The sequence below is a fragment of the Promicromonospora sp. MEB111 genome, assembly GCF_030209445.1.
Lineage (GTDB): Bacteria > Actinomycetota > Actinomycetes > Actinomycetales > Cellulomonadaceae > Promicromonospora.
In genome coordinates this window covers 313079-335540 of sequence record NZ_JARVSD010000007.1, presented here as the reverse complement: position 1 = coordinate 335540, position 22462 = coordinate 313079, and the positions used below count along the sequence as shown (strand labels likewise).

General features: G+C 72.5%; 15 protein-coding genes and 1 tRNA gene. 11 read left to right on the top strand and 5 right to left on the bottom strand.

Annotation, left to right across the window (positions count from 1 at the left end; all coding sequences use genetic code 11):
- Positions 1–44: 44 nt before the first annotated feature.
- Both pyk and QRN56_RS08300 read left to right on the top strand, forming a co-directional pair.
- Positions 45–1481 (top strand): pyruvate kinase, encoded by a 1437-nt coding sequence (pyk, locus tag QRN56_RS08305; RefSeq protein WP_285102345.1) that lies wholly within the window; start codon positions 45–47, stop codon positions 1479–1481.
- Between the two features lie 160 nt (positions 1482–1641).
- On the top strand, positions 1642–3318 hold the full coding sequence (locus QRN56_RS08300; protein WP_285102344.1) for a RyR domain-containing protein: 1677 nt from the start codon (positions 1642–1644) through the stop codon (positions 3316–3318).
- 6 nt (positions 3319–3324) lie between these two features.
- Here the strand turns inward: QRN56_RS08300 and QRN56_RS08295 are convergent.
- Positions 3325–3411 (bottom strand) — tRNA-Leu (locus QRN56_RS08295).
- Positions 3412–3492: 81 nt separating this feature from the next.
- Between QRN56_RS08295 and QRN56_RS08290 the strand changes: the two genes are divergently transcribed.
- Positions 3493–4155 carry an ANTAR domain-containing response regulator gene (locus tag QRN56_RS08290; protein ID WP_285102343.1) on the top strand — a complete coding sequence of 221 codons (663 nt, stop codon included), beginning with the start codon at positions 3493–3495 and terminating at the stop codon, positions 4153–4155.
- A gap of 147 nt (positions 4156–4302) precedes the next feature.
- Positions 4303–4959 carry a GNAT family N-acetyltransferase gene (locus tag QRN56_RS08285; RefSeq protein WP_285102342.1) on the top strand — a complete coding sequence of 219 codons (657 nt, stop codon included), beginning with the start codon at positions 4303–4305 and terminating at the stop codon, positions 4957–4959.
- 21 nt (positions 4960–4980) lie between these two features.
- Here QRN56_RS08285 and QRN56_RS08280 read toward each other — a convergent pair whose 3' ends face one another.
- The gene (locus QRN56_RS08280) at positions 4981–5364 is read right to left on the bottom strand and encodes a PaaI family thioesterase (protein ID WP_285102482.1); all 384 of its coding nucleotides are present in this window, start codon (positions 5362–5364) and stop codon (positions 4981–4983) included.
- Positions 5365–5464: 100 nt separating this feature from the next.
- Here QRN56_RS08280 and polA point away from each other — a divergent pair, with 100 nt between their 5' ends.
- The gene (gene polA / locus QRN56_RS08275) at positions 5465–8194 is read left to right on the top strand and encodes a DNA polymerase I (protein ID WP_502928768.1); all 2730 of its coding nucleotides are present in this window, start codon (positions 5465–5467) and stop codon (positions 8192–8194) included.
- 6 nt (positions 8195–8200) lie between these two features.
- Here polA and QRN56_RS08270 read toward each other — a convergent pair whose 3' ends face one another.
- Positions 8201–9001 carry a class I SAM-dependent methyltransferase gene (locus QRN56_RS08270; protein WP_285102340.1) on the bottom strand — a complete coding sequence of 267 codons (801 nt, stop codon included), beginning with the start codon at positions 8999–9001 and terminating at the stop codon, positions 8201–8203.
- A 216-nt stretch (positions 9002–9217) separates the two neighbouring features.
- Here QRN56_RS08270 and QRN56_RS08265 point away from each other — a divergent pair, with 216 nt between their 5' ends.
- From QRN56_RS08265 to QRN56_RS08240, 6 genes are all read left to right on the top strand, one after another.
- Positions 9218–10864 (top strand): ABC transporter substrate-binding protein, encoded by a 1647-nt coding sequence (locus QRN56_RS08265; RefSeq protein ID WP_285102339.1) that lies wholly within the window; start codon positions 9218–9220, stop codon positions 10862–10864.
- Between the two features lie 123 nt (positions 10865–10987).
- Positions 10988–11995 carry an ABC transporter permease gene (locus QRN56_RS08260; protein ID WP_285102338.1) on the top strand — a complete coding sequence of 336 codons (1008 nt, stop codon included), beginning with the start codon at positions 10988–10990 and terminating at the stop codon, positions 11993–11995.
- The gene (locus tag QRN56_RS08255; protein WP_502928767.1) at positions 11992–12954 is read left to right on the top strand and encodes an ABC transporter permease; all 963 of its coding nucleotides are present in this window, start codon (positions 11992–11994) and stop codon (positions 12952–12954) included. The genes QRN56_RS08260 and QRN56_RS08255 overlap by 4 nt, the downstream gene beginning before the upstream one ends.
- Positions 12951–14717 (top strand): dipeptide ABC transporter ATP-binding protein, encoded by a 1767-nt coding sequence (locus tag QRN56_RS08250; protein ID WP_285102337.1) that lies wholly within the window; start codon positions 12951–12953, stop codon positions 14715–14717. Before QRN56_RS08255 ends, QRN56_RS08250 begins: the two co-directional genes overlap by 4 nt.
- 193 nt (positions 14718–14910) lie before the next feature.
- Positions 14911–16386, top strand: coding sequence for a 30S ribosomal protein S1 (gene rpsA / locus QRN56_RS08245; protein WP_285102336.1), 1476 nt, complete (start codon positions 14911–14913; stop codon positions 16384–16386).
- Between the two features lie 237 nt (positions 16387–16623).
- Positions 16624–19413, top strand: a complete 2790-nt coding sequence (locus QRN56_RS08240; protein ID WP_285102335.1) for a tetratricopeptide repeat protein — start codon at positions 16624–16626, stop codon at positions 19411–19413.
- Between the two features lie 46 nt (positions 19414–19459).
- Here the strand turns inward: QRN56_RS08240 and QRN56_RS08235 are convergent, their stop codons facing one another.
- Positions 19460–20383, bottom strand: coding sequence for a cation diffusion facilitator family transporter (locus tag QRN56_RS08235; protein ID WP_285102334.1), 924 nt, complete (start codon positions 20381–20383; stop codon positions 19460–19462).
- Between the two features lie 49 nt (positions 20384–20432).
- Positions 20433–22322 carry an ABC transporter ATP-binding protein gene (locus tag QRN56_RS08230; protein ID WP_285102478.1) on the bottom strand — a complete coding sequence of 630 codons (1890 nt, stop codon included), beginning with the start codon at positions 22320–22322 and terminating at the stop codon, positions 20433–20435.
- Between the last annotated feature and the right edge of the window lie 140 nt (positions 22323–22462).

The window sequence follows — 22462 nt, the reverse complement described above, 5'->3', positions numbered from 1 at the left end:
CCCCCACAGGGCGCCGAGGCGCCCACCATGCCTAGGCTGGAGACATGCGCAGAGCCAAGATCGTGTGCACCATCGGACCCGCCACGGAGAGCCCGGAAAAACTCCGGGAGCTCGTTGACGCCGGCATGAACGTGGCGCGGATCAACCGCAGCCACGGCGAGCAGGAGGCTCATGCGGCGGTTTACCGCAACGTGCGAGAGGCCGCGAAGGCGGCAGGAAAGTCGGTCGCCGTACTGGTCGACCTGCAGGGACCCAAGATCCGGCTCGGCCGGTTCGCGGGAGACGAAAAGCATTTCTTGAACAAGGGCGACACGTTCACCATCACGACCGAGGACATCCTCGGCAACCGTGAGATCGTCTCGACCACCCACAAGGGTCTGGCCCAGGACGCCCAGGTGGGCGACCCGCTGCTGATCGACGACGGCAAGGTGCGCGTGCGCGTCACCGCCGTCGACGGCCCGCGCGTCGTCACCGAGGTCGAGGTCCCCGGACCGGTCTCGAACAACAAGGGCATCAACCTGCCCGGCGTCGCCGTGTCCGTGCCGGCCCTGTCCGACAAGGACGAGTCGGACCTGCGCTGGGCGCTCCAGCTCGGTGCCGACTTCATCGCGCTGTCGTTCGTGCGGTCCGCCAAGGACTACGAGGACGTCCGCCGCGTGATGGAGGAGGAGGGCCGCACGGTCCCCGTCATCGCCAAGATCGAGAAGCCGCAGGCCGTGGAGAACCTCGCCGAGGTCATCGCGGCGTTCGACGGCGTCATGGTGGCGCGTGGTGACCTCGCGGTCGAGATGCCGCTGGAGCAGGTGCCGCTCGTGCAGAAGCGCATCGTCGAGATGGCGCGGCGCAACGCCAAGCCGGTCATCGTCGCCACGCAGGTGCTCGAGTCGATGACCACCTCGCCCACGCCGACCCGCGCCGAGGCGTCCGACTGCGCCAACGCGGTGCTCGACGGCGCCGACGCGGTCATGCTCTCGGGCGAGACCTCGGTGGGCGACTACCCGATCATCACGGTGCAGACCATGGCCCGGATCATCGAGGCCACGGAGGAGGCGGGCCGGGAGCGCATCGCGCCGCTCGGCTCCACGCCGCACACCCGCGGTGGCGCCATCACGCGCGCCGCCGCCGAGATCGGCGAGACGCTCGGGGTCAAGTACCTCGTCACGTTCACGCAGTCGGGCGACTCCGCGCGCCGGATGTCCCGCCTGCGCTCGTCCATCCCGCTGCTCGCGTTCACCCCGGAGCAGGACGTCGCGAACACCCTCGCCCTGACGTGGGGTACCTCCGAGTACCTCGTGCCCAAGGTCGACACGGTCGACGCCATGGTCGCCCAGGTGGACCTGACCCTGCAGGACCAGGGCCTGGCCGAGAAGGGCGACACGGTCGTGGTGGTCTCGGGTGCGCCGGTCGGCGTGCCGGGTACGACCAACTCGATCCTGGTGCACCGCATCGGCTCGCACACGGACGGCCGCAGCAAGGGCTGACGTCACACGTAGAACGACGAGAACCACGACGCCGAGTCAGCGTCCTGGTCCGACCGCTCCCGGGTGTCACCCGGCAAGAGGCGGACCAGGACGCTGACTCGGCGTCGTCGTTCTCACTCCCGCGGTTCAAGTTGGGGGAGATGTCGCTATTGTTCCGGGCGTGAACCGCGCCTCCTTCCCCTGGTCCCGCATCGGCTTCGCCGCCCTCGTCGTGGTCTCGCTCGGCCTCGGCTGCTGGGGCCTGATCCTCGACACCACGCACGTGCCGGGCCGCACCTGGTACGACGTCGTCTACCACGACCTGCAGCTCTTCGTGATGGGCGCCGACCCCGCGAGCGACGGCGGCCCGCTGTCCTGGCAGCTCCAGGTCGCGCGGTTCCTCGCCCCCGGCACCGCCGTCTACGCCCTGTTCGAGGCGGCGCGCGCCCTGTTCACCGGCGAGATCCGCCGGTTCAGGGAGCGGCGCGCCCGCGGCCACGCGATCGTCGTCGGGGAGACCGACGCCGCCGACACCGTCACCGCCGCGCTGGAGGCGGCCGGGCACCGGGTGCTGCGCACCCCGGACGCCGCGGGCCTGCCCGGCGTCGGCCTGACCGGCGCGACCGTCCTGTACGCCTGCGGCGACGACACCACCGACGCGACCGCGAACGTGCTCACCGTTGCCGAGGCGGAGGCAGCGGTCCGCCGCGCCGGCGGCGGCCCCGAGCGGCTGTATGCCCACGTCAGCGACCCCGACCTCGGTGTGGCGCTGCAGGCGCGGCACCTGAGCTGCGCCGAGCCCGGCGTGGACTTCTTCACGCTGGACGTGATCGCCGCGCAGGCCCTCGCCGTCCGCGAGGTGCGGCGCATCCTGGACGCCCCGGGCGGTCCGGCTCTCGTGACCCACCTGGTGGTGGTCGGCTCGGGCGAGTTCGCCAAGGCCCTCGTGGTGGGGCTGGCCCGGGAGTGGGAGCTCGCGGGGGACGGGCTGCGGCTGGTCGTGGACCTGACGGCGGACGACGCCGACCACGTGGCCGGCGAGCTGCGGGCGCGCTGGTCGCCCGTGGCCCAGCGGATCGAGCTGCGGGCGGTGCCGGTGCTCGGCACGGGCGGCGCCGCCCCGGACACCGTGTACGTGTGCCACGCGTCGGACGGGGTGTCCCTGCGGGTCGCGCTGACGGCGACCCGGCTGTGGCACGGCGGCCCCGGGTCGCTCGTGCTCCTGCTCGACGGCCTGGCGGGCCTGACGGGTGCGTTCGGCACCGAGGCGTCGCGCGTGCTCGACAACCTGGACGGCCGGCTGCGGACCGTGACCACGCGCGACCTGCTCGCCGACGTCGAGCGCGCCGAGGCCCGGGCGCACGCCGACATGTACGAGCGCATCGCGCGCTCCGTGCACCACGTGTACCTGCGCAACCAGCTCGAGCGCGGCGTCGGCTGGGGCGAGGTCCCCGCGATGGTGCGCTGGGAGGACCTGCCGGACGACCTGCGGGCGTCCAACCGCGGCTGGGTGGTCGGGCTGCCCGCGCGCCTGTCGCGGATGGGCGCGACGATCGCGCCGCGCGACGGCGCCCCGGACGTCGTGTTCGACGGCGCCGAGCTCGACCGGCTCGCCGAGGCCGAGCACGAGCTGTGGGAGTCCGTGCGGGTCGCCCAGGGCTGGCGCAGCGGCCCGGTGCGGGACGACGCCGCCCGGGTGCACCCGATGATCGGCGTGCCGTGGTCGGAGCTGCCCGAGTCGAACCGGGAGAAGGATCGCGACGTGGTGCGGCTGCTGCCCGAGATCCTGGCGGAGTTCGGGCTGGAGGTCGTGCGGTACGAGGTGGCCCGGACGCCGGAGCTCGTCCACGGGCACTGAGCCTGCTGGTGCCGGGTGTGGGACTCGAACCCACACGCCCTCGCGGGCAGCGCTTTTTGAGAGCGCCGCGTCTGCCTGTTCCGCCAACCCGGCCTGCCAGGACACGAACTATGTCCCGGCGCACATCGAACCACACCGCCGGGCTGGGTCCCAAGCCCAGGTGCGCAACGTAGGATGTCCTTCGTGACCGACGAGAACACCGAGAAGCTTTCCCTGGATCTGCCCCCGCTGGTCGACGCCGAGCCCGAGGCAGCTCCCGCCAACCCCTCCCGTCGCGCCGTCGTGGCGGAGGACGAGGCACTCATCCGCATGGACGTGGTGGAGACCCTGCGCGAGGCGGGTTTCGACGTCGTGGGTGAGGCGGGTGACGGCGAGACGGCCGTCAACCTGGCCATCGAGCTCAAGCCCGACGTCGTCGTGATGGACGTCAAGATGCCCGAGCTGGACGGCATCTCCGCCGCCGAGCGCATCGGCAAGGCCCACGCCGCACCCGTGGTGCTGCTCACGGCGTTCTCGCAGACGGAGCTCGTCGAGCGCGCGCGCGACGCCGGCGCCATGGCCTACGTGGTCAAGCCGTTCACCCCGGCCGACCTGTTGCCCGCCGTGGAGATCGCGATCTCGCGGTACTCGCAGATCGGCGCGCTGGAGGCCGAGGTCGCCGACCTGACCGAGCGCTTCGAGACCCGCAAGCGGGTGGACCGCGCCAAGGGCCTGCTCATGACCAAGATGGGCCTGTCGGAGCCGGAGTCGTTCCGCTGGATCCAGAAGACGTCGATGGACCGCCGCCTCACGATGCGCGAGGTCGCCGACGCCGTCATCGAGCAGGTCGGGGCCTGAGCGAGCGGTGGAACGCACGATCCGGACCCGTCGTCCCGGAGCGGGTGAAATTCAGGACTGCCTGTTTTCTGCCCGCCCGGTCGGGACTAGTGTCTGCGCGGAGCCGGACGTGACGTCCGGGCCTCGGACACCCGGGAGGAGATGAGCGTGCGCACCGTGCTGGACATCCACCTCGCGCGCGAGGCCGACCTGCCCGCCGTGGCGGCGCTGGCCGCCACCGCGCGCGACGACTCGCCCACCGGGGCCCAGCTCGGCGCCCAGGAGGCCGACCGGCTGCTGGAGCATCTCAGCGTGCTGCTGGCGGCGGGCGGCCACGTGCTGGTCGCGGAGCAGGACGGCCAGGTCGTCGGTGTCGTCCTCGGCCGGGTCGTGGCGGCGTACCTCTTCGCGGAGAGCGCCAGCCTCTACCTGGACATGCTGTTCGTCGCGCCGCAGGCCCGCCGCCACGGTGTGGGGCACGCGCTGCTGCGCGCCGCCGCCGACCTCGCGGCCGAGCACGAGTGCCACGACATCTACTCCGCGCCCGTGCCCGGCAACCGGGGCGTCCAGCGCTTCCTCGCCCGGCTCGGGTTCGCCCCGGCCGCGGGGCACCGCGTGGCGTCCGTCGCCGCGCTGCAGCGCCGTCTCGCCGCCGAGGCCACGGCTCGCGACGGCGCGCACGGCCGGCGGTTCGCCCGCGGCGGCATCGAGGACCTCATCGCCCGCCGCCGTCGTGCCCGCTCCGTCATGGAGTCCGGGCCGATCGACATGCGCGCGGTGGGTGGCGGCGCACCGTCGCGCCGCCACCCGGCGAAGGCCGGCTGAGCCAGCCCGGCCCGGGCGCACTCACCCGAGGATCATGCAGGTGAGGCGTGCCGTGCACACCCGCTTGCCGGCGTCGTCGGTGATCACGATCTCGTAGGACGCCGTCGACCGGCCCAGGTGGATCGCCGTCGCCGTCCCCGTGACGTAGCCCTCGCGCGCGCCCCGGTGGTGCGTGGCGCTCACCTCGATGCCCACCGTCTTCTTGCCCGGTCCGGCGTGCGCCTGCGCGGCGAGCGAGCCGAGGGTCTCGGCGAGCACCACGGAGGCACCCCCGTGCAGCAGGCCCGCGGGCTGGGTGTTGCCCTTCACCGGGATGCGCCCGACGGCGCGGTCCGGGGCGAGCTCCAGGAGCTCCATCTCCATGCGCTCGAACAGCGTGCCCGCGGTGTCCGCACCGGCGTACATGCCCTTCCAGTCGATCTCGGTGCCGGAGCCGGTGCCGGAACCGGCGTCGGAACCCGCGTCGGAGGGCGTCGCGGAAGCGCTCGTGTCAGTCATGCGAGCTATGTTGTCAGGCGTGACCTCCACCGCGCCAAGCCGTACTCCGGGTACGCCGTCCTCAGGCCGCCCCCGTCTCCTGCTGATCGACGGCCACTCCATGGCCTATCGGGCGTTCTACGCGCTGCCCGACACCCTCGCGACCAGCTCAGGACAGATCACCAACGCCGTCTACGGCTTCACGTCGATGCTGACGAACCTGCTCCGCGACGAGCAGCCCACCCACATGGCGGTGGCGTTCGACGCGGGCCGGGTCACGTTCCGCACGGAGCGCTTCCCCGACTACAAGGGCACACGCGACGCCACGCCGGACGCGTTCAAGGGACAGGTGCCCCTGATCAAGGAGGTGCTCGACACCCTCCGGATCAGCTCGATCGAGCTCGCCGGCATCGAGGCCGACGACATCCTGGCGACCCTGTCCACGCAGGCCAGGGCCGCGGGCATGGAGGTGCTGGTCTGCTCGGGCGACCGCGACACGCTGCAGCTCGTCAACGGCGACGTCACCGTCCTGTACCCCAAGAAGGGCGTGTCCGAGCTGGCCCGGATGGACCCCGAGGCGGTCGAGGCGAAGTACGGCGTGCCGCCCGAGCGCTACCCGGACCTCGCGGCGCTCGTGGGCGAGACCAGCGACAACCTGCCGGGCGTACCCGGCGTCGGGCCCAAGACCGCCGCCAAGTGGATCACCGCGCACGGCGGCCTCGCCGCGCTGCTGGACGCCGCCGACGAGGTCAAGGGCAAGGCGGGGGAGAACCTGCGCGCGCACCTCGACCAGGTGCGGGTCAACCGCGAGCTGAACGCCCTCCTGACCGACGTCGAGCTGCCGCTCGCCGTGACCGACCTCGCCCTGGAGGGCTTCGACCGCGAGGCCGTGCACCTCGTCTCCGACACGCTGCAGTTCGGCCAGCTCCGCGACCGCCTGCTCGCCGTCGACCCCGCGGGCGCGGCCGAGGAGGAGGCGCCCGCCGGCGCGTCCGTCGAGCTCGACCTGGCCGACGTCGACCCGGGCGCCCTCGGCGCCTGGCTCGCCGCCCGCACCGGGCGCGTGGGCGTCGAGGTGTCCGGCAAGACCACGCCCGGCGGCGGCGACGCCTGGGCCGTCGCCGTGGCGCAGCCCGGCGGCGAGGCCGCCTACCTCGACCTCACGCAGCTCGGGCCCGACGACGAGAAGGCGCTCGCGGCCTGGCTCGCCGACGCCGACGCGCCCAAGGTGCTGCACGGGGCGAAGGCCGCGGCGCACATGCTCGCGGCGCGCGGCATGGAGCTCGACGGCGTCGTGTTCGACACCGAGCTCGCGGCCTACCTCTGCTATCCCGACCAGCGTGGCTACGACCTGGGTGACCTCGCCGTACGGCACCTGGGCCGGGAGCTCAAGGTCGTCGAGCCCGAGGGCGCGCAGGGCGCGCTGGACCTGTCGCTGGAGGGCGACACCGAGGGCCAGGCGGAGGCGGTGCGCGCCCAGGGCGTCGCCGACCTCGCGACCGCCCTGGAGGGCGAGCTCGCCGACCGCGGGGCCACGCACCTGCTGGACGACGTCGAGCTGCCGCTGTCGGGGGTGCTCGCCCGGATGGAGCGCATCGGCATCGCGGCGGACACCGAGTACCTGACGGGCCTGGAGAAGCAGTTCGCCCAGGGGGTGGCCGACGCCGCGGCCGACGCCTACGCCGTGATCGACCGCGAGGTGAACCTCGGCAGCCCCAAGCAGCTGCAGGAGGTCCTGTTCGACCAGCTCGGCATGCCCAAGACCAAGAAGATCAAGACCGGCTACACCACCGACGCGGCGAGCCTGCAGGACCTGTTCGTCAAGACGGAGCACCCGTTCCTGGCGCACCTGCTGGCGCACCGCGATGTCTCCCGCCTCCGGGTCACGGTCGAGGGGCTGCTCAAGTCCGTGGCCCCGGACGGGCGGATCCACACGACGTTCCAGCAGACGATCGCCGCCACGGGCCGCCTGAGCTCGACGGACCCGAACCTGCAGAACATCCCGATCCGCACCGAGGCGGGCCGGCAGATCCGCCGGGCGTTCCGGGTGGGCGAGGGCTACGAGTCCCTGCTGACGGCCGACTACAGCCAGATCGAGATGCGGATCATGGCGCACCTGTCGGGCGACGAGGGCCTGATCGCGGCGTTCAACTCGGGGGAGGACCTGCACCGCTACGTGGGCTCGCGCGTGTTCGAGGTCGACCCCGGCGCCGTGACCCCCGAGATGCGCTCCAAGATCAAGGCCATGTCGTACGGCCTGGCCTACGGCCTGAGCGCGTTCGGCCTGTCGCAGCAGCTGAACATCGCCACGAGCGAGGCGCAGACGCTGATGGACGACTACTTCGAGCGGTTCGGCGGCGTGCGGGACTACCTGTCCGGCGTGGTCGAGGAGGCCCGCGCGACGGGCTACACCGCCACGATCCTCGGCCGGCGCCGCTACCTGCCCGACCTGACGAGCGACAACCGGCAGCGCCGGCAGATGGCGGAGCGCATGGCGCTCAACGCGCCCATCCAGGGCAGCGCGGCCGACATCATCAAGCTCGCGATGCTCCGCGTGCAGCGCGCGCTCGACGAGCGCGGTCTCGCCTCACGCCTGCTGCTGCAGGTGCACGACGAGCTCGTGCTCGAGGTGTCGCCCGGGGAGCGGGACGTGGCCGAGGAGGTGCTGCGTACCGAGATGGGCGCGGCGTTCGAGCTCAACGTGCCGCTGGACGTCTCGGTCGGCACGGGCGCCACCTGGCACGAGGCGGGCCACTAGCGGGCTCTACGGGCGGGTCGTCACGAAGACCGCCGTGCCCGGGAGGTAGCGGCCGCGCTCCGGGCCCCAGCCGCCCCAGACCTGGTCGTTCCAGTCCGGCCACTCCGGCTCGACCAGGTCGACCAGGCGCAGCCCGGCGGCGACCACGTCACGCACGTGGTCGCCGACGGTGCGGTGGTACTCCGCGTACACGACCCGCCCGGCGGCGTCGGCCTCCACGTAGGGGCGGCGGTCGAAGTACGACCGGTTCGCCGTGAGGCCGTGCAGGCTCGGGTCGTCCGGGAACGCCCAGCGCAGGGGGTGGGTCACCGAGAACACCCAGCGGCCACCGGGGCGCAGCACGCGGGCCGCCTCGCGGTGCACCCGGACGGGGTCGGGCACGAAGGGCAGAGCGCCGAACGACGTGAAGACGACGTCGAACGAGCCGTCCGCGAACGGCAGCGCCCGCGCGTCGGCCTGCACCCGCGGCACGACGACGCCGGTCGCGGCGTCAAGCCGCACCGCCCCCGCGAGCATCCCCGCCGAGAAGTCGGTGGCGACCGCCCGCGCGCCGCGGGACGCGAGCCAGCGCGAGCAGTGCGCGGCCCCGGCCCCGACCTCCAGCACGTCCCGCCCGGCGACGTCGCCCAGCAGGCCCGCCTCCGCCTCGGTCAGGCCCTCCGGGCCCCAGCGGAACCCGGCGTCGCCGAGGAAGTCGCGGTGCTCGTCGAGGTACTCACCCGCGTTGGCGTCCCACCAGCTCCGGGCGACGCCGCGGTCGTCGGGCAGGTCGCGGTAGCCGAAGGACACCGGCTCGTCAGAGGTCACGGTGCCATCATCCCCGTTCGGCGCGCGCCCGCACGCACCGGTGAAGCCCGGGCCAACTACCACATTCATAGCGGTAACAAAAGGGTCACGATTGGATTGCGAGTGCCGTAGCGAAATACGGAAGCAACGAAAGGGCTCCTAAGGTCAGGCGCAAACGTCTGCGCGTCGTCGTGCCCGAACCCGGGCCTGCCGATGCGCTCGAGGAAGGAGAGTGCCATGCGTCGACGCGCTACGCGCCTTGCGGGCGGCGTCACCCTGGTGACCGCGGCCGCAGTCGCGCTGAGTGGTTGTGTCGCGAGCGAGCGGGATGGCGAGGGCAGCGGCGAGGCCAGCGGCAAGGATACGTTCGTGTTCGCCGCCTCTGCCGACCCGGGCTCGCTCGACCCGGCCTTCGCCAGTGACGGCGAGTCGTTCCGGGTCGCGCGCCAGATCTTCGAGGGCCTCGTCGGGGTCGAGCCGGGTACGGCCGACCCCGCACCGCTGCTGGCCGAGAGCTGGGACATCAGCGAGGACGGCCTCGAGTACACCTTCCACCTGAAGGAAGGTGTCAAGTTCCACGACGACACGGACTTCGACGCCGAGGCCGTGTGCTTCAACTTCGACCGGTGGGCCAACTGGACCGGCCTGGCCGCGTCCGAGTCGCTGTCCTACTACTACACGCACGTGTTCGGCGGGCAGGGCGAGAACGGCAAGTACGACTCGTGCGAGGCGTCCGACGCCGCGACCGCTGTCGTGACGCTGAAGAGCCCGCTGCCCGAGCTGATCCCGGCACTGTCGCTGCCGTCGTTCTCCATGCAGTCGCCCACGGCGCTGGAGGAGTTCGGTGCCGACGAGGTCGGTGGCGCCGAGGACGCACCCGAGCTCTCCGAGTACGCGACCGGTCACCCGGTGGGCACCGGCCCGTACACGTTCGGTGAGTGGAAGGCCGGCGAGTCGATCACGCTCAGCGCGTTCGACGACTACTGGGGCGAGTTCGGTGACGTCAAGAACATCGTCTTCACCGTGATCGCCGAGGGCACCGCGCGCCGCCAGGCGCTCGAGGCCGGCGACATCGACGGCTACGACCTGGTCGCCCCGGCCGACGTCGACGCCCTCAAGGGTGCCGGTTACCAGGTCCTGAACCGTGACCCGTTCAACATCCTGTACCTGGGCATGAACCAGAAGCAGAAGCCGCTGGACGACCCGCTGGTGCGCCAGGCGATCGCCCACGCGATCGACAAGGAGGCGCTGGTCGCCGCCGCGCTCCCCGAGGGCACCGAGGTCGCCACGCAGTTCGTCCCCTCGATCGTCTCGGGCTACAGCGACGACGTCGCCACGTACGAGTTCGACCAGGAGAAGGCCAAGGAGCTCCTCAAGGAGGCCGGGCAGGAGAACCTCGAGATCGAGTTCAACTACCCGACCGACGTCTCGCGCCCGTACATGCCGGACGCCGCGGCGATCTACGAGGCCATCTCGGCCGACCTCGAGGAGGTCGGCATCACGGTGACGGCGACCCCGGAGCCGTGGAGCCCCACCTACCTCGACACCATCCAGGGCAGCGACAAGCACGGGCTGCACCTGCTGGGCTGGACGGGTGACTACAACGACACCTACAACTTCATCGGCACCTTCTTCGGCGCCGAGTCGGCGGAGTGGGGCTTCAACGACGAGGCGCTCTTCAAGAGCCTCGGCGACGCCCGCTACGCCCCGATCGACGAGCAGGAGGACCTCTACAAGGCCGCGAACGAGGCCGTGATGGAGTTCCTGCCCGGCGTGCCGCTGGCCAGCCCCGTGCCCTCGCTCGCGTTCACCGAGCAGGTCCAGGGCTACCCGGTCTCGCCGGTGCAGGACGAGGTCTACAACGTCATCACGTTCACGGAGTGACCAGAACCTGATGACATACCTAGGGCGCATCACGCCTTAGGGTGAATTGCTCAGGTCGGGGCGCGGCGCCTGCCGCGCCCCGACCGCTGTCCGTGCCATTCGAGGAACTTCACGAGGATAGGTATGCTCCGCCTCATCGTGCAGCGGCTGCTGCTCCTGATACCGCTGCTGCTAGGGCTGTCGGTGCTGTTGTTCGCGTGGGTCCGGGCGCTGCCCGGCGGCCCCGCCACCGCCCTGCTGGGAGAGCGGGCCACGCCCGAGGCCGTCGCTCGGATCAACACCCTGTACGGGTTCGACCAGCCGGTACACGTCCAGTACTTCAAGTACCTGTCCCGGCTGCTGCAGGGAGATTTCGGCGTCTCCACCCGGACCGGCCGTCCGGTGCTCGACGAGTTCCTGACGCGGTTCCCGGCGACGATCGAGCTGACGGTCGTGGCCCTGATCATCGCGATCGGCATCGGCATACCGCTGGGCTACGTCGCGGCCCGTCGCGCCGGCTCGTTCCTCGACCACTCGTCGGTGGTCGTGTCGCTGATCGGCGTCACGGTGCCGGTGTTCTTCCTCGCCTTCATCCTGAAGTACGTCTTCGCCGTGGAGCTGGGCTGGTTCCCCTCCACGGGCAGGCAGGACCCCACGATGATCGCGACGCACCCGACGAACTTCTACGTGCTGGACGGCCTGCTCACGGGTGAGTGGGACGCGGCGTGGGACGCGCTGGTGCACCTGATCCTGCCGGGCATCGCGCTCGGCACCATCCCGCTCGCGATCGTGGCCCGCATGACGCGCGCCGCCGTGTCCGAGGTGCAGAACGCCGACTACGTCCGCACCGCCCGCGCCAAGGGGATCAAGTCCGCCCGGCTGCGCGGGGACCACATCGTGCGCAACTCGATGCTGCCGGTCCTGACGACCATCGGCCTGCAGGTCGGCCTGCTGCTCTCGGGTGCGGTGCTGACCGAGACGGTGTTCGCGTTCAGCGGCATCGGCTCGTTCCTCGCCGAGGCCGTCTTCAACGCCGACTACCCGGTCATGCAGGGCTTCGTCCTGATGATCGCGATCGTGTACGCCCTCGTGAACCTGCTCGTCGACGTGTCGTACGGGCTGATCGACCCCCGGCTGAGGAGGCAGCAGTGAGCGCCAACGAGCTTCCTGTGACCGACGGCGCGGCCGCCGCGCCGCTCCACCAGAGCATCCACGGCGACGGCCCCGGCGGCGCCGACCACGCCGGCGAGGGCGTCTGGGCGCGTGCCTGGCGCACGCTGCGCAAGAACCCCGTCGCGATCGCGGGCTTCGTCATCGTCGCGATCTTCGTCCTGGTGGCGATCCTCGCGCCGGTGCTCGCCCCGTACGGACCCGACGAGCTGCCGGGCCGCGCCGAGGTGCGGCCCACCATGATTCCCGGGCCGTCGGCCGAGTACCCGCTCGGCCTGGACCGCTACGGCGGTGACGTGCTGAGCAAGCTGATCTGGGGCGCGCAGGCCTCGCTCCTGGTCGGCGTGCTGTCCACGCTGTTCGGCCTCGTCGGCGGCATGCTCCTGGGCCTGCTCGCCGGCTGGTTCGGCAAGTGGGTCGACTTCGGCGCGATGCGCCTGGTGGACCTCATGCTGTCGGTGCCCTCCCTGCTCCTGGCGGTGTCGATCGCGGCGATCGCCGGCCAGTCCTCGATGTCGGTGATCATCGCCATCGGTGTGGTGCAGATCCCGATCTTCGCCCGCCTGCTGCGCGGCTCGATGCTCGCGCAGCGTGGTCAGGACTATGTGCTGGCCGCCTCCGCGCTGGGCCTCAGCAGGCGTTCGGTGACCATGAGCCACGTGCTGCCCAACAGCGTCGGCCCGGTCATCGTGCAGGCGACGCTGACCCTGGCCACGGCAGTGATCGAGGCCGCGGCGCTCTCCTTCCTGGGGCTGGGCGGCGGCGAGCCGTCCACCGCGGAGTGGGGACGCATGCTGACGGCCGCGCAGCAGGAGCTCGCGGTCGCCCCGCGCCTGGCGATCCTGCCCGGTATCTGCATCGCCATCACGGCCCTCGGCTTCACCCTCGTGGGCGAGAGCCTGCGCGAGGCCCTCGACCCCCGGAACAGGACCCGACGATGACCGACATCGCTGACAACACGGCCGACGCCCCGGTGGACGCCCCGGCGGACGCTCCCGTGGACGCCCCCGCCGAGGACGTCGTGCTGCGGGTCGAGAACCTGAGCGTCGACTTCCGGACCGAGGGCGGCCCCGCCCGCGCCGTGGCGAACGCCAACCTGACCGTCCGGCGCGGCCAGACCGTCGCGATCGTGGGGGAGTCCGGCTCGGGCAAGACCACGCTCGCCATGGCGGTACTGGGCCTGCTGGCCAGCAACGGCTCCGTCGCCGAGGGCCACATCTGGTTCAAGGACGAGGACCTGGGCCACATCAGCGCGCAGCGCATGGCGCAGCTGCGGGGCACCGAGCTCGGCCTGGTGCCGCAGGACCCGATGACCAACCTCAACCCGATCCTGCGGATCGGGCAGCAGATCGACGAGGGCCTGATCGACAACGGCCTGCGGACGCGCCGCGACGCGCGCGCCCGCACCGTCGAGCTGCTCGACGAGGTGGGCCTGCCCGACGCCGCCCGCCGCGCGGGCCAGTACCCGCACGAGTTCTCCGGCGGCATGCGCCAGCGGGCGCTCATCGCCATGGGCCTGTCGGGCCGTCCGGCCCTGCTCGTCGCCGACGAGCCGACATCGGCCCTCGACGTGACCGTGCAGCGCGGCATCCTGGACCAGCTCTCCGGCCTGACCGAGGAGCTCGGCACCGCGGTGCTGCTCATCACGCACGACCTCGGCCTCGCGGCCGAGCGTGCCGACATCGTGGTGGTCATGTACCACGGCGAGATCGTGGAGCAGGGCCCGGCCCGCCAGGTCCTCACGTCGCCGCAGCACGACTACACCAAGCGCCTCATGGCGGCGGCCCCGTCGCTCGCCTCGCGCCGCATCGAGATCGCGCGGGAGCGCGGCCTGGAGGACGTGCTGGACGACGCGCTCCTCGCCCCCGGCGAGGAGGCGGTCGCCGACGGCGCGGCCGAGGCTGACGTGCTCGTCTCCGTCAAGGACGTGAGCAAGGTCTTCACGATCCGCGGCGGCGGCCTGCTGTCCCGCAGCAAGGACTTCACCGCCGTCGACGGCGTGAGCTTCGACATCCCGCGCGGCTCCACCGTGGCCGTGGTGGGGGAGTCCGGCTCGGGCAAGTCGACCCTGGCCCGGATGATCCTCGACATCGAGAAGCCCACCACGGGTTCCATCACGTTCGACGGCGGGCTCGTGGGCGCCGGGAAGCACAAGGAGCAGATCGCCTACCGGCGCCGGGTGCAGCCCGTGTTCCAGGACCCGTACTCCTCGCTGGACCCGCTCTACTCGGTGTTCCGGGCGATCGAGGAGCCGCTGCGCGCGCACGACTACGGCGACGCCGCGGCTCGTCGCGCCCGCGTGGAGGAGCTCGCCGAGCAGGTGGCGCTCAGCAAGGGCCAGCTGCGGCGGTTCCCCTCCGAGCTGTCCGGTGGCCAGCGGCAGCGAGTGGCGATCGCCCGCGCGCTGGCGCTGTCGCCCGAGCTCGTGGTGTGCGACGAGGCGGTCTCGGCGCTCGACGTCGTGGTCCAGGCCCAGATCCTGCAGCTGCTCGCCGGCCTGCAGGAGGAGCTGGGGCTGACCTACCTCTTCATCACGCACGACCTCGCCGTCGTGCGGCAGATCGCGGACCGCGTGCTTGTCATGCAGCAGGGTCGCGTGGTCGAGGAGGGCACCGTCGACGCGGTCTTCGACTCGCCGGCCACCGACTACACCCGGGCGCTGCTGGACGCCATCCCGGGCAAGGATCTGGAGCTCGCGCTCTGAGCGTCGGGGACCGGATCCGTGCGGCTCGCGCCACCCTGGCTCGCGTTGACCAGGGTGCTGCCGCGCCACTAGGATGACTGGCGGTGCCGTGCGCCTTCCGGCGACCTACCGGCACCTCACGAGCACCGCACAAGCAGAGCTCAAACAGACCCTGTCCGTACTACGCCATGTCCGCATCGGAGCATCGAACTCAATGACCATCTCCACCCCTGCGAAGTCCGCACCCCAGGTTGCCGTCAACGACATCGGCACCGAGGAGGACTTCCTTGCTGCCATCGACGCCACCATCAAGTACTTCAACGATGGTGACATCGTCGAAGGCACGATCGTCAAGGTGGACCGTGACGAGGTCCTTCTCGACATCGGCTACAAGACCGAGGGTGTCATCCCGTCCCGGGAGCTCTCGATCAAGCACGACGTCGACCCTGGCGAGGTTGTCGCCGTCGGCGACGCCGTCGAGGCCCTGGTCCTCCAGAAGGAGGACAAGGAAGGCCGTCTGATCCTGTCCAAGAAGCGCGCACAGTACGAGCGCGCCTGGGGCACGATCGAGAAGATCAAGGAGGAGGACGGCGTCGTCACCGGCACCGTCATCGAGGTCGTCAAGGGTGGCCTCATCCTCGACATCGGCCTGCGCGGCTTCCTCCCCGCCTCCCTCGTGGAGATGCGTCGTGTCCGCGACCTCCAGCCGTACGTCGGCAAGGAGATCGAGGCCAAGATCATCGAGCTCGACAAGAACCGCAACAACGTCGTGCTCTCGCGCCGTGCCTGGCTCGAGCAGACGCAGTCCGAGGTTCGCTCGACCTTCCTGCAGACCCTGCAGAAGGGCCAGGTGCGCCCGGGTGTCGTCTCCTCGATCGTCAACTTCGGTGCGTTCGTGGACCTCGGCGGCGTCGACGGTCTGGTGCACGTCTCCGAGCTGTCCTGGAAGCACATCGACCACCCGTCGGAGGTCGTCGAGGTGGGCCAGGAGGTCACCGTCGAGGTGCTCGACGTCGACTTCGACCGCGAGCGTGTCTCCCTGTCGCTGAAGGCGACGCAGGAGGACCCGTGGCAGACCTTCGCCCGTACGCACGCCATCGGTCAGGTCGTGCCGGGTAAGGTCACCAAGCTGGTTCCGTTCGGTGCGTTCGTGCGCGTCGAGGACGGCATCGAGGGCCTGGTCCACATCTCGGAGCTGGCCGTGCGCCACGTCGAGCTGCCGGAGCAGGTCGTCACCGTCGGTGCCGAGGTGTTCGTCAAGGTCATCGACATCGACCTGGAGCGTCGCCGCATCTCGCTGTCGCTCAAGCAGGCCAACGAGGGCGTGGACCCGGAGTCCGAGGACTTCGACCCCGCGCTGTACGGCATGGCCGCCGAGTACGACGAGGCCGGGAACTACAAGTACCCGGAGGGCTTCGACCCGGAGACCAACGAGTGGCTCGAGGGCTTCGAGACCCAGCGCGAGTCGTGGGAGGCGGAGTACGCCAAGGCGCACGAGCGCTGGACCGCGCACCGCAAGCAGGTCGCCGAGGCGCTCACCGCGGACACCGAGGCGTCGTCCGAGGCCCCGGCCGCTCCGGCCGGTGGCGGCAGCACCAGCTACTCCTCGGCTCCGGTCGAGGAGGCCGGTGGCACGCTGGCTTCGGACGAGGCGCTCGCCGCGCTTCGCGAGAAGCTCACGGGCAACTGACCTGAGCTGATCACCGACGGCCCGTCGCCCCTCCGGGGGCGGCGGGCCGTCGCTGTGTCCCGGGGGCACACGTTTCGGGGGCACAGGAGGGGCACGCTCTTTTCGGGATGCGGTGGACCGGACCGATGCGGACTCCTGCCCAACGCTGTGACCTGCGACGCCGCCGCCTGAGGCAGCGCCGCGGCGTATCACAGGTGCGCTGGTCAGGAACGCGGGAGTGCTGTTGGATGGCTGCTCATGAGCCGACCCGGACCCGACGAGGTGCGGAGCCCGGTGGTGCGCGAGACGAGCGCGGCGGCCCTCCTCGCTCCCGAGCGGGAGGTCGTGCCGTTCACGGGCCGCGGGCGGGAGCTCGCCGACCTGCGCGCCTGGGTGCGGTCCCGGGAACCCGTCGCGCTCCGCCTGATGTGCGGGCTCGGCGGCGTCGGCAAGACCCGCCTGGCGCTCGAGCTCGGCCGGCGGATGCGCCGCACGGGCTGGACCGTGGTCCACGTACCGCCCGGCGAGGAGGTGGCGGCGGTGGCCGCGGTCGCCGCGGCGCGCCGGGTCCTGCTGGTGGTGGACGACGCCGGGCACCGCCTCGACCTGCCCGCGATGCTCGACGCCGTCGCGGAGAATCGGACCCGCGGCCGGCTGCGCATCCTGTGCACTGCCCGCACCGGCGGCCAGTGGTGGCGGCGGCAGCGGTGGACCAGCACGCTGTGGGCGGGGCGCACGCCGTCGGTCACGCAGATGGCGCTGGCGCCGGCGCTCGACCGGACGGTGGAGGTGGGGCCGGATCCCGCGCTCGGCCTGGAGGTGGACCGCTCGGAGGACGACCGCGTGCTGCTGGGCACGGCGGTGACGCGCTTCGCGCGGGCGCTGGACCGGCCGGTGCCCGAGGTCTCGTTCGAGCTCACGCCGGACCACCGGCCGCGCGCCCTCGACCTGCAGGCGGCCGCGCTGGCGGCGGTGCTGGCGCCACAGGATCCGGACGCCGGCGAGCAACCGCCGGTGGTCGTCGACCCGGCCCGCGGGCTCGAGGCCGTGCTGGAGCACGAGCGGGCCGGATGGGCGGCGTCGGCCGCGGCGGCCGGGCTCGTCGCGGGACCGGGCGGGACGGCCGAGGCGGCCCTGGCCACCACCCTGCTGGTGGGGGACACCTCGGAAGCAGGCGTGCGCGCCGCCCTGCGGCGCGCGAACGTGGAGCCGGACGACGGGCGGACGGCGGAGGCCGTCGCCTGGGTCCGCGCGCACGTCCCCGCGGTCCCGCGCCTGGCGGAGCTGCTCGTCTCCCGCGTGCTGGCGGAGCAGGAGCGGCTGATCGAGGCGTGCACGCGCGACCTCGAGCGGCAGGAGGCCTTCGGCGTGCTGGCGTTCGCCACGGCGATGAGCCTGGACCGGCCGGCGACGGGCCGGGACGTCCCCGGGGAGCTGATCGCGGCGGCGGCGTCCGCCCTGCCGGACGAGGGGCCGGCGGACCTGGCCGGCCTCATGCGGGTGACGCGCCGGCTGCCGCGCTCGTCGGGCCCGCTGGCGGTGCCCGTGCTGGACCGCCTCACGCACCGCGTCGCCGAGCTCGCGCGGGTGGTGGGCGACGATGCCACGCAGGGCGAGGCTCTGACCGACCTCGGCGTGGTGCTCGTCGCCGAGGGCGAGCCGGCCGCCGCGGTGCCCGTGCTGCAGGAGGCGGTGGGGCTGTGGCGCGGCCTCGCCCGGACGGACGAGCAGCGCTACCGCCCGCCGCTGTGCACCGCGCTGAACAACCTCGGCATGGGCTATTGGGCGGTGGGCCGGCACGCCGACGCGCTCACCGCCCAGGAGGAGGTCATCACCCTGTGCGCCGGGCTCGGGCCGGGGGACGCCCCGTGGGCCGATGCGGAGCACGCGCGGGCCCTGCAGAACGCCGGCGTGTCCTACACGGAGCTGGGCCGGACCGGCGAGATCGAGGCCACGCAGCGCGCGTCGCTGGACATCTACCGTCGGCTCGCCGAGGGCGACCCCGTGCAGTACGAGCCCCGTGTCGCCGCCGTGCTGGGCAACTTCGAGGCCCTCACGGAGAGCGGCCGTCCCGAGGACGCCTTGCCCGCGAACGCGGAGGCCGTGGCGATCCGGCGGCGGCTGGCCGCGGCCCGGCCCGAGCACCTGGGGGAGCTGGCGTGGTCGCTCGGCCAGCTCGGCACCACCCTGGAGGCGCTCGGGCGATACGAGGAGGCGGGCTCCGTGCTGGTCGAGGCGCTCCAGATCCAGCGGCGCCTCGCCGAGGAGAACGCGCGGGGCACGCGCGCGGACCTGTCCGGCGCGCTGTCCGCGCTCGGCGCCCTGTACTCGACCACGGGCCGCGCCGACGAGTCGCTCCGGCTGGAGCGGGAGGCGCTGGAGATCCGGCGCGAGCTCGCCCGTGAGCACCCCGCGCGGTACCTGCACTACCTGGCGCACTCGCTGTCCAACCTGGGCGTCACCTACGCCCGGCGCGGCCGGTACGACGAGGCCGTGCTGCTCGAGGAGGAGGCCGTGGGCATCCGCCGGGGTCTCGCGCGCCGGAACGCCCGGTCGCTGAAGTACCTCGCGCAGTCGCTGTCCAACCTGGGTGTGCGGTACGCCGACCTGGGCCGGTTCGAGGAGGCGCTGCGGCCCACGCAGGAGGCGGTGGACATGCTGCGCCGGCTCGTGCTGGACGAGCCGGAGAAGTACCGCACCGGCCTCGCGGAGGCGCTGGCGAACCTGGGGGCCACGCTGCTCGACCTGGACAAGCCGACCGAGGCGCTGCGGCCCATGCGCGAGGCGGTCGCGATGCGGCGCCAGCTCGCCGTGGAGAACCCCGACAAGCACCGGCCGGACCTGGCGCTCACGCTCTCCAACCTCGCCAGTGCGCTGAGCGCCGCGGGGGACAACGTGGCGGCCCTCGGCCTCGCGCGGGAGGCGGTGGAGATGCGCCGTCGGCTCGCCGCCGACCTGCCGGAGCGCTACCGGGCCGAGCTGGACCGGTCCCGTGCCGTCCTCGCGCGGGTCGAGGCGGCGATCCGGAACCCGACGACGGTCCGGTAGGCGGGTCCGTCCCGTGCCGCCCGTCGGGTGCGGGCCCGGCGGCCGCTCAGGCGTGCTGCGGGTGCTCGTGGGCGACGTGCGTGTGCGGCTCGACCTGGAACGTGGAGTGCTCCACCGCGATGTCGAAGTGCTGCGCCACGCACTCCTGGAGCTGGTCCAGGATGCGGGCCGCGTGCCCGTCGGTGAAGCAGTCGGTGCGGACCACCACGTGGGCGCTGAGCACGGGCAGGCCGGTGGCGATCAGCGACGCGTGCATGTCGTGCACGTCCTCCACGTGGTCGAGCTCCAGCAGGTGGGCGCGCACCTCGTCGAGGTCCAGCCCGGGCGGGGAGGACTCCAGGAGCACCGAGACGGTCTCGCGCAGCAGCCGCAGGGCCCGCGGGAGGATCAGCGCGCCGATCAGCAGCCCCGCCACGACGTCGGCCCGCTGCCAGCCCGTGAACGTGATGACCAGGGCCGCGACGACGACCGCGAGCGAGCCCAGCGCGTCGTTCACGACCTCCAGGAACGCGGCGCGCAGGTTCAGGTTCGCCGTCCGGCGCCCGGCCAGGACGGCCATCGCCGCGACGTTCCCGGCCAGGCCGACCAGACCGAAGACGACGAGCTCGGGGCCGGGCACCTCGGGTGGCGACACGAGCCGCAGCACGCCCTCCACGAGGACGTACACGCCCACGACCAGCAGCACGCCCGCCTGGGCGAGCGCGGCGATCACCTCCGCCCGCCGGTAGCCCCAGGTACGGCGGGCCGACGGCGGACGCTGCGCCAGGCGGGCCGCGAACAGGGCCATCGCGAGACCGGCGGCGTCGGTCAGCAGGTGCACCGTGTCCACGAGCAGCGCGAGGCTGCCCGTCAGCAGCGCGCCGACGACCTGCGCGACCAGGACCGCGGCCGTGATGCCGAACGCGGCGGTCAGCCGGCCGCGGCCGCCGTCGGGCAGGTGCTGGTGGTCGTGCGTGTCCACACGGTCCATCCTCCCAGCCGCCGGTGCCGTCCGCCCGGCCCGGCAGTGGCCCGGAAGCTCAGGATGCCTCGGCGAACTGCGTCCGGTAGAGGTCGGCGTACAGGCCGCCCGTGGCGAGGAGCTCTGCGTGCGTCCCGGACTGGACCACCCGACCGTCGTCGAGCACCACGATGCGGTCGGCGGCGCGCACCGTGGACAGCCGGTGCGCGATGACCAGCGACGTCCGCCCGGCCAGGGCCTGGTCGAGCGCGACCTGCACGGCCGCCTCGGACTCGGAGTCGAGGTGCGCCGTGGCCTCGTCGAGCACCACGATGTCCGGCGCCCGCAGCAGCAGCCGCGCGATCGCCAGGCGCTGCCGCTCGCCGCCCGACAGCCGGTACCCGCGGTCGCCCACGACGGTCTCCAGGCCCTCCGGCAGCCGGTCGACCAGGTCCCAGATGCGCGCCTGGCGCAGCACCCGCTCCAGGTCGGCGTCGGTGGCCTCCGCGCGGACGAACCGCAGGTTCGCCGCGACGGTGTCGTGGAACAGGTGCGCGTCCTGCGAGACGACGCCGACCGTGGCCCGCAGCGACGCGAACGTCACGTCCCGCAGGTCGTGGCCGGCGATGCGGACGGTCCCGGCGGTCGGGTCGTACATGCGGCTGACGAGCTGCGAGACCGTCGTCTTGCCCGCGCCCGACGGGCCCACCAGCGCGACCATCGAGCCGGCGGGGACCTCGAAGGAGACGTCGCGCAGCGTGTCCGTCGTCGGGTCCTTGCGGGGCCCGGCCACCGACTCCAGGGACGCCAGCGACACGTCCTCGGCCCGCGGGTAGCGGAACGTCACGCCCGTCAGCGACAGCGAGGCGCCCCGGGCGGCGACGGCGGCCCGCAGGTCGGCGGCGTCCTCCCGCTCGGCGACCGAGGGCTCCAGGTCCAGCACCTCCAGCACACGCTCGAACGAGACGAGCGCCGTCATCACGTCCACCTGGACGTTCGCCATCGCCGTGAGCGGCCCGTACAGCCGTGTCAGGTACGTGGCCAGCGCCACGACGGTACCCACGGTGAGCTCGCCCGCGATCGCCTGCAGGCCGCCGAACCCGTAGACGCCCGCCACCGCCAGGGACGCGACGGTGGACAGGCCCACCCGGAACCACGTGCCGAACAGCGCGGTCCGCACACCGAGGTCGCGGCGCTCGCGGGCGGGCCCGGCGAACCGCTCGGACTCGGCGTCCGGGTCGCCGAACACCTTGACGAGGTGGGCGCCGGCCACGTTGAACCGCTCGTTCATGACCTGGCCCAGGTCGGCGTCGACCTCCATGCCGCGGCGGGTCAGGCCGGCGAGCCGGCGGCCGAACCAGCGGGCCGGGAACACGAACAGCGGGACCAGCACGAGCGCGCCGAGGGTGAGTTCCCAGGACATGGTGAACATCGCCGCGAGCGTGAACGTGATGGTCAGCGTGTTGGACACGACGGTCTGCAGGGTCGAGGTGAAGGCGCGCTGCGCGCCCAGCACGTCGCCGTTGAGGCGCTGGACGAGCGCCCCGGTGCGGGCCCGGGAGAAGAACGCGAGCGGCATGCGCTGGACGTGGTCGAACACCGCGACCCGCAGGTCGAGGATGAGACCCTCGCCCACCTGGGACGAGACGAGCCGGTCCGCGACGGACAGCCCGGCGGCCAGGATCGCGAGCAGGCCGGCGGCAGCCGCCAGCAGCACGACCAGGCGGGTGTCGCCGTCGACGATCCCGCGGTCGATGATCCGCTGGAACAGCAGCGGCGTGGCCGCCCCGGCCGCGGCCTCCAGGGCCAGGATCAGCACGAACGCGATGAGCCGGCCCCGGTACGGCCGCGCGAACGAGACGATGCGGCGCAGGGTGGCCCAGCCGAGGCGCTGCCGGGTGACGGAACCGTCCTGCGTGAAGGAGCGCAGGGTGCGGCCCCCGCCCATGCTCCCGCCGCCTCCGTGCATGCTCACCGTCGGATCGTCCTCACCGTCGAATCGTCCCACGGGGACGGGCCGGCGGCGGCCACGGAGCCTCGCGGACACCTCGCGCGGACACCTGATCCGGCCGTAGCGGGCACCCGGGGGTGATCCGGACCACACGGGTG

Excerpts from the sequence above, each read along its gene's own strand:
- pyk (WP_285102345.1), top strand. The coding sequence starts at position 45 with ATGCGCAGAGCCAAGATCGTGTGCACCATCGGACCCGCCACGGAGAGC.
- QRN56_RS08290 (WP_285102343.1), top strand. The coding sequence starts at position 3,493 with ATGTCCTTCGTGACCGACGAGAACACCGAGAAGCTTTCCCTGGATCTG.
- QRN56_RS08280 (WP_285102482.1), bottom strand. The coding sequence starts at position 5,364 with ATGTACGCCGGTGCGGACACCGCGGGCACGCTGTTCGAGCGCATGGAG.
- polA (WP_502928768.1), top strand. The coding sequence starts at position 5,465 with ATGTTGTCAGGCGTGACCTCCACCGCGCCAAGCCGTACTCCGGGTACG.
- QRN56_RS08265 (WP_285102339.1), top strand. The coding sequence starts at position 9,218 with ATGCGTCGACGCGCTACGCGCCTTGCGGGCGGCGTCACCCTGGTGACC.
- QRN56_RS08260 (WP_285102338.1), top strand. The coding sequence starts at position 10,988 with ATGCTCCGCCTCATCGTGCAGCGGCTGCTGCTCCTGATACCGCTGCTG.
- QRN56_RS08250 (WP_285102337.1), top strand. The coding sequence starts at position 12,951 with ATGACCGACATCGCTGACAACACGGCCGACGCCCCGGTGGACGCCCCG.
- rpsA (WP_285102336.1), top strand. The coding sequence starts at position 14,911 with ATGACCATCTCCACCCCTGCGAAGTCCGCACCCCAGGTTGCCGTCAAC.
- QRN56_RS08240 (WP_285102335.1), top strand. The coding sequence starts at position 16,624 with ATGAGCCGACCCGGACCCGACGAGGTGCGGAGCCCGGTGGTGCGCGAG.
- QRN56_RS08235 (WP_285102334.1), bottom strand. The coding sequence starts at position 20,383 with ATGGACCGTGTGGACACGCACGACCACCAGCACCTGCCCGACGGCGGC.
- QRN56_RS08230 (WP_285102478.1), bottom strand. The coding sequence starts at position 22,322 with ATGCACGGAGGCGGCGGGAGCATGGGCGGGGGCCGCACCCTGCGCTCC.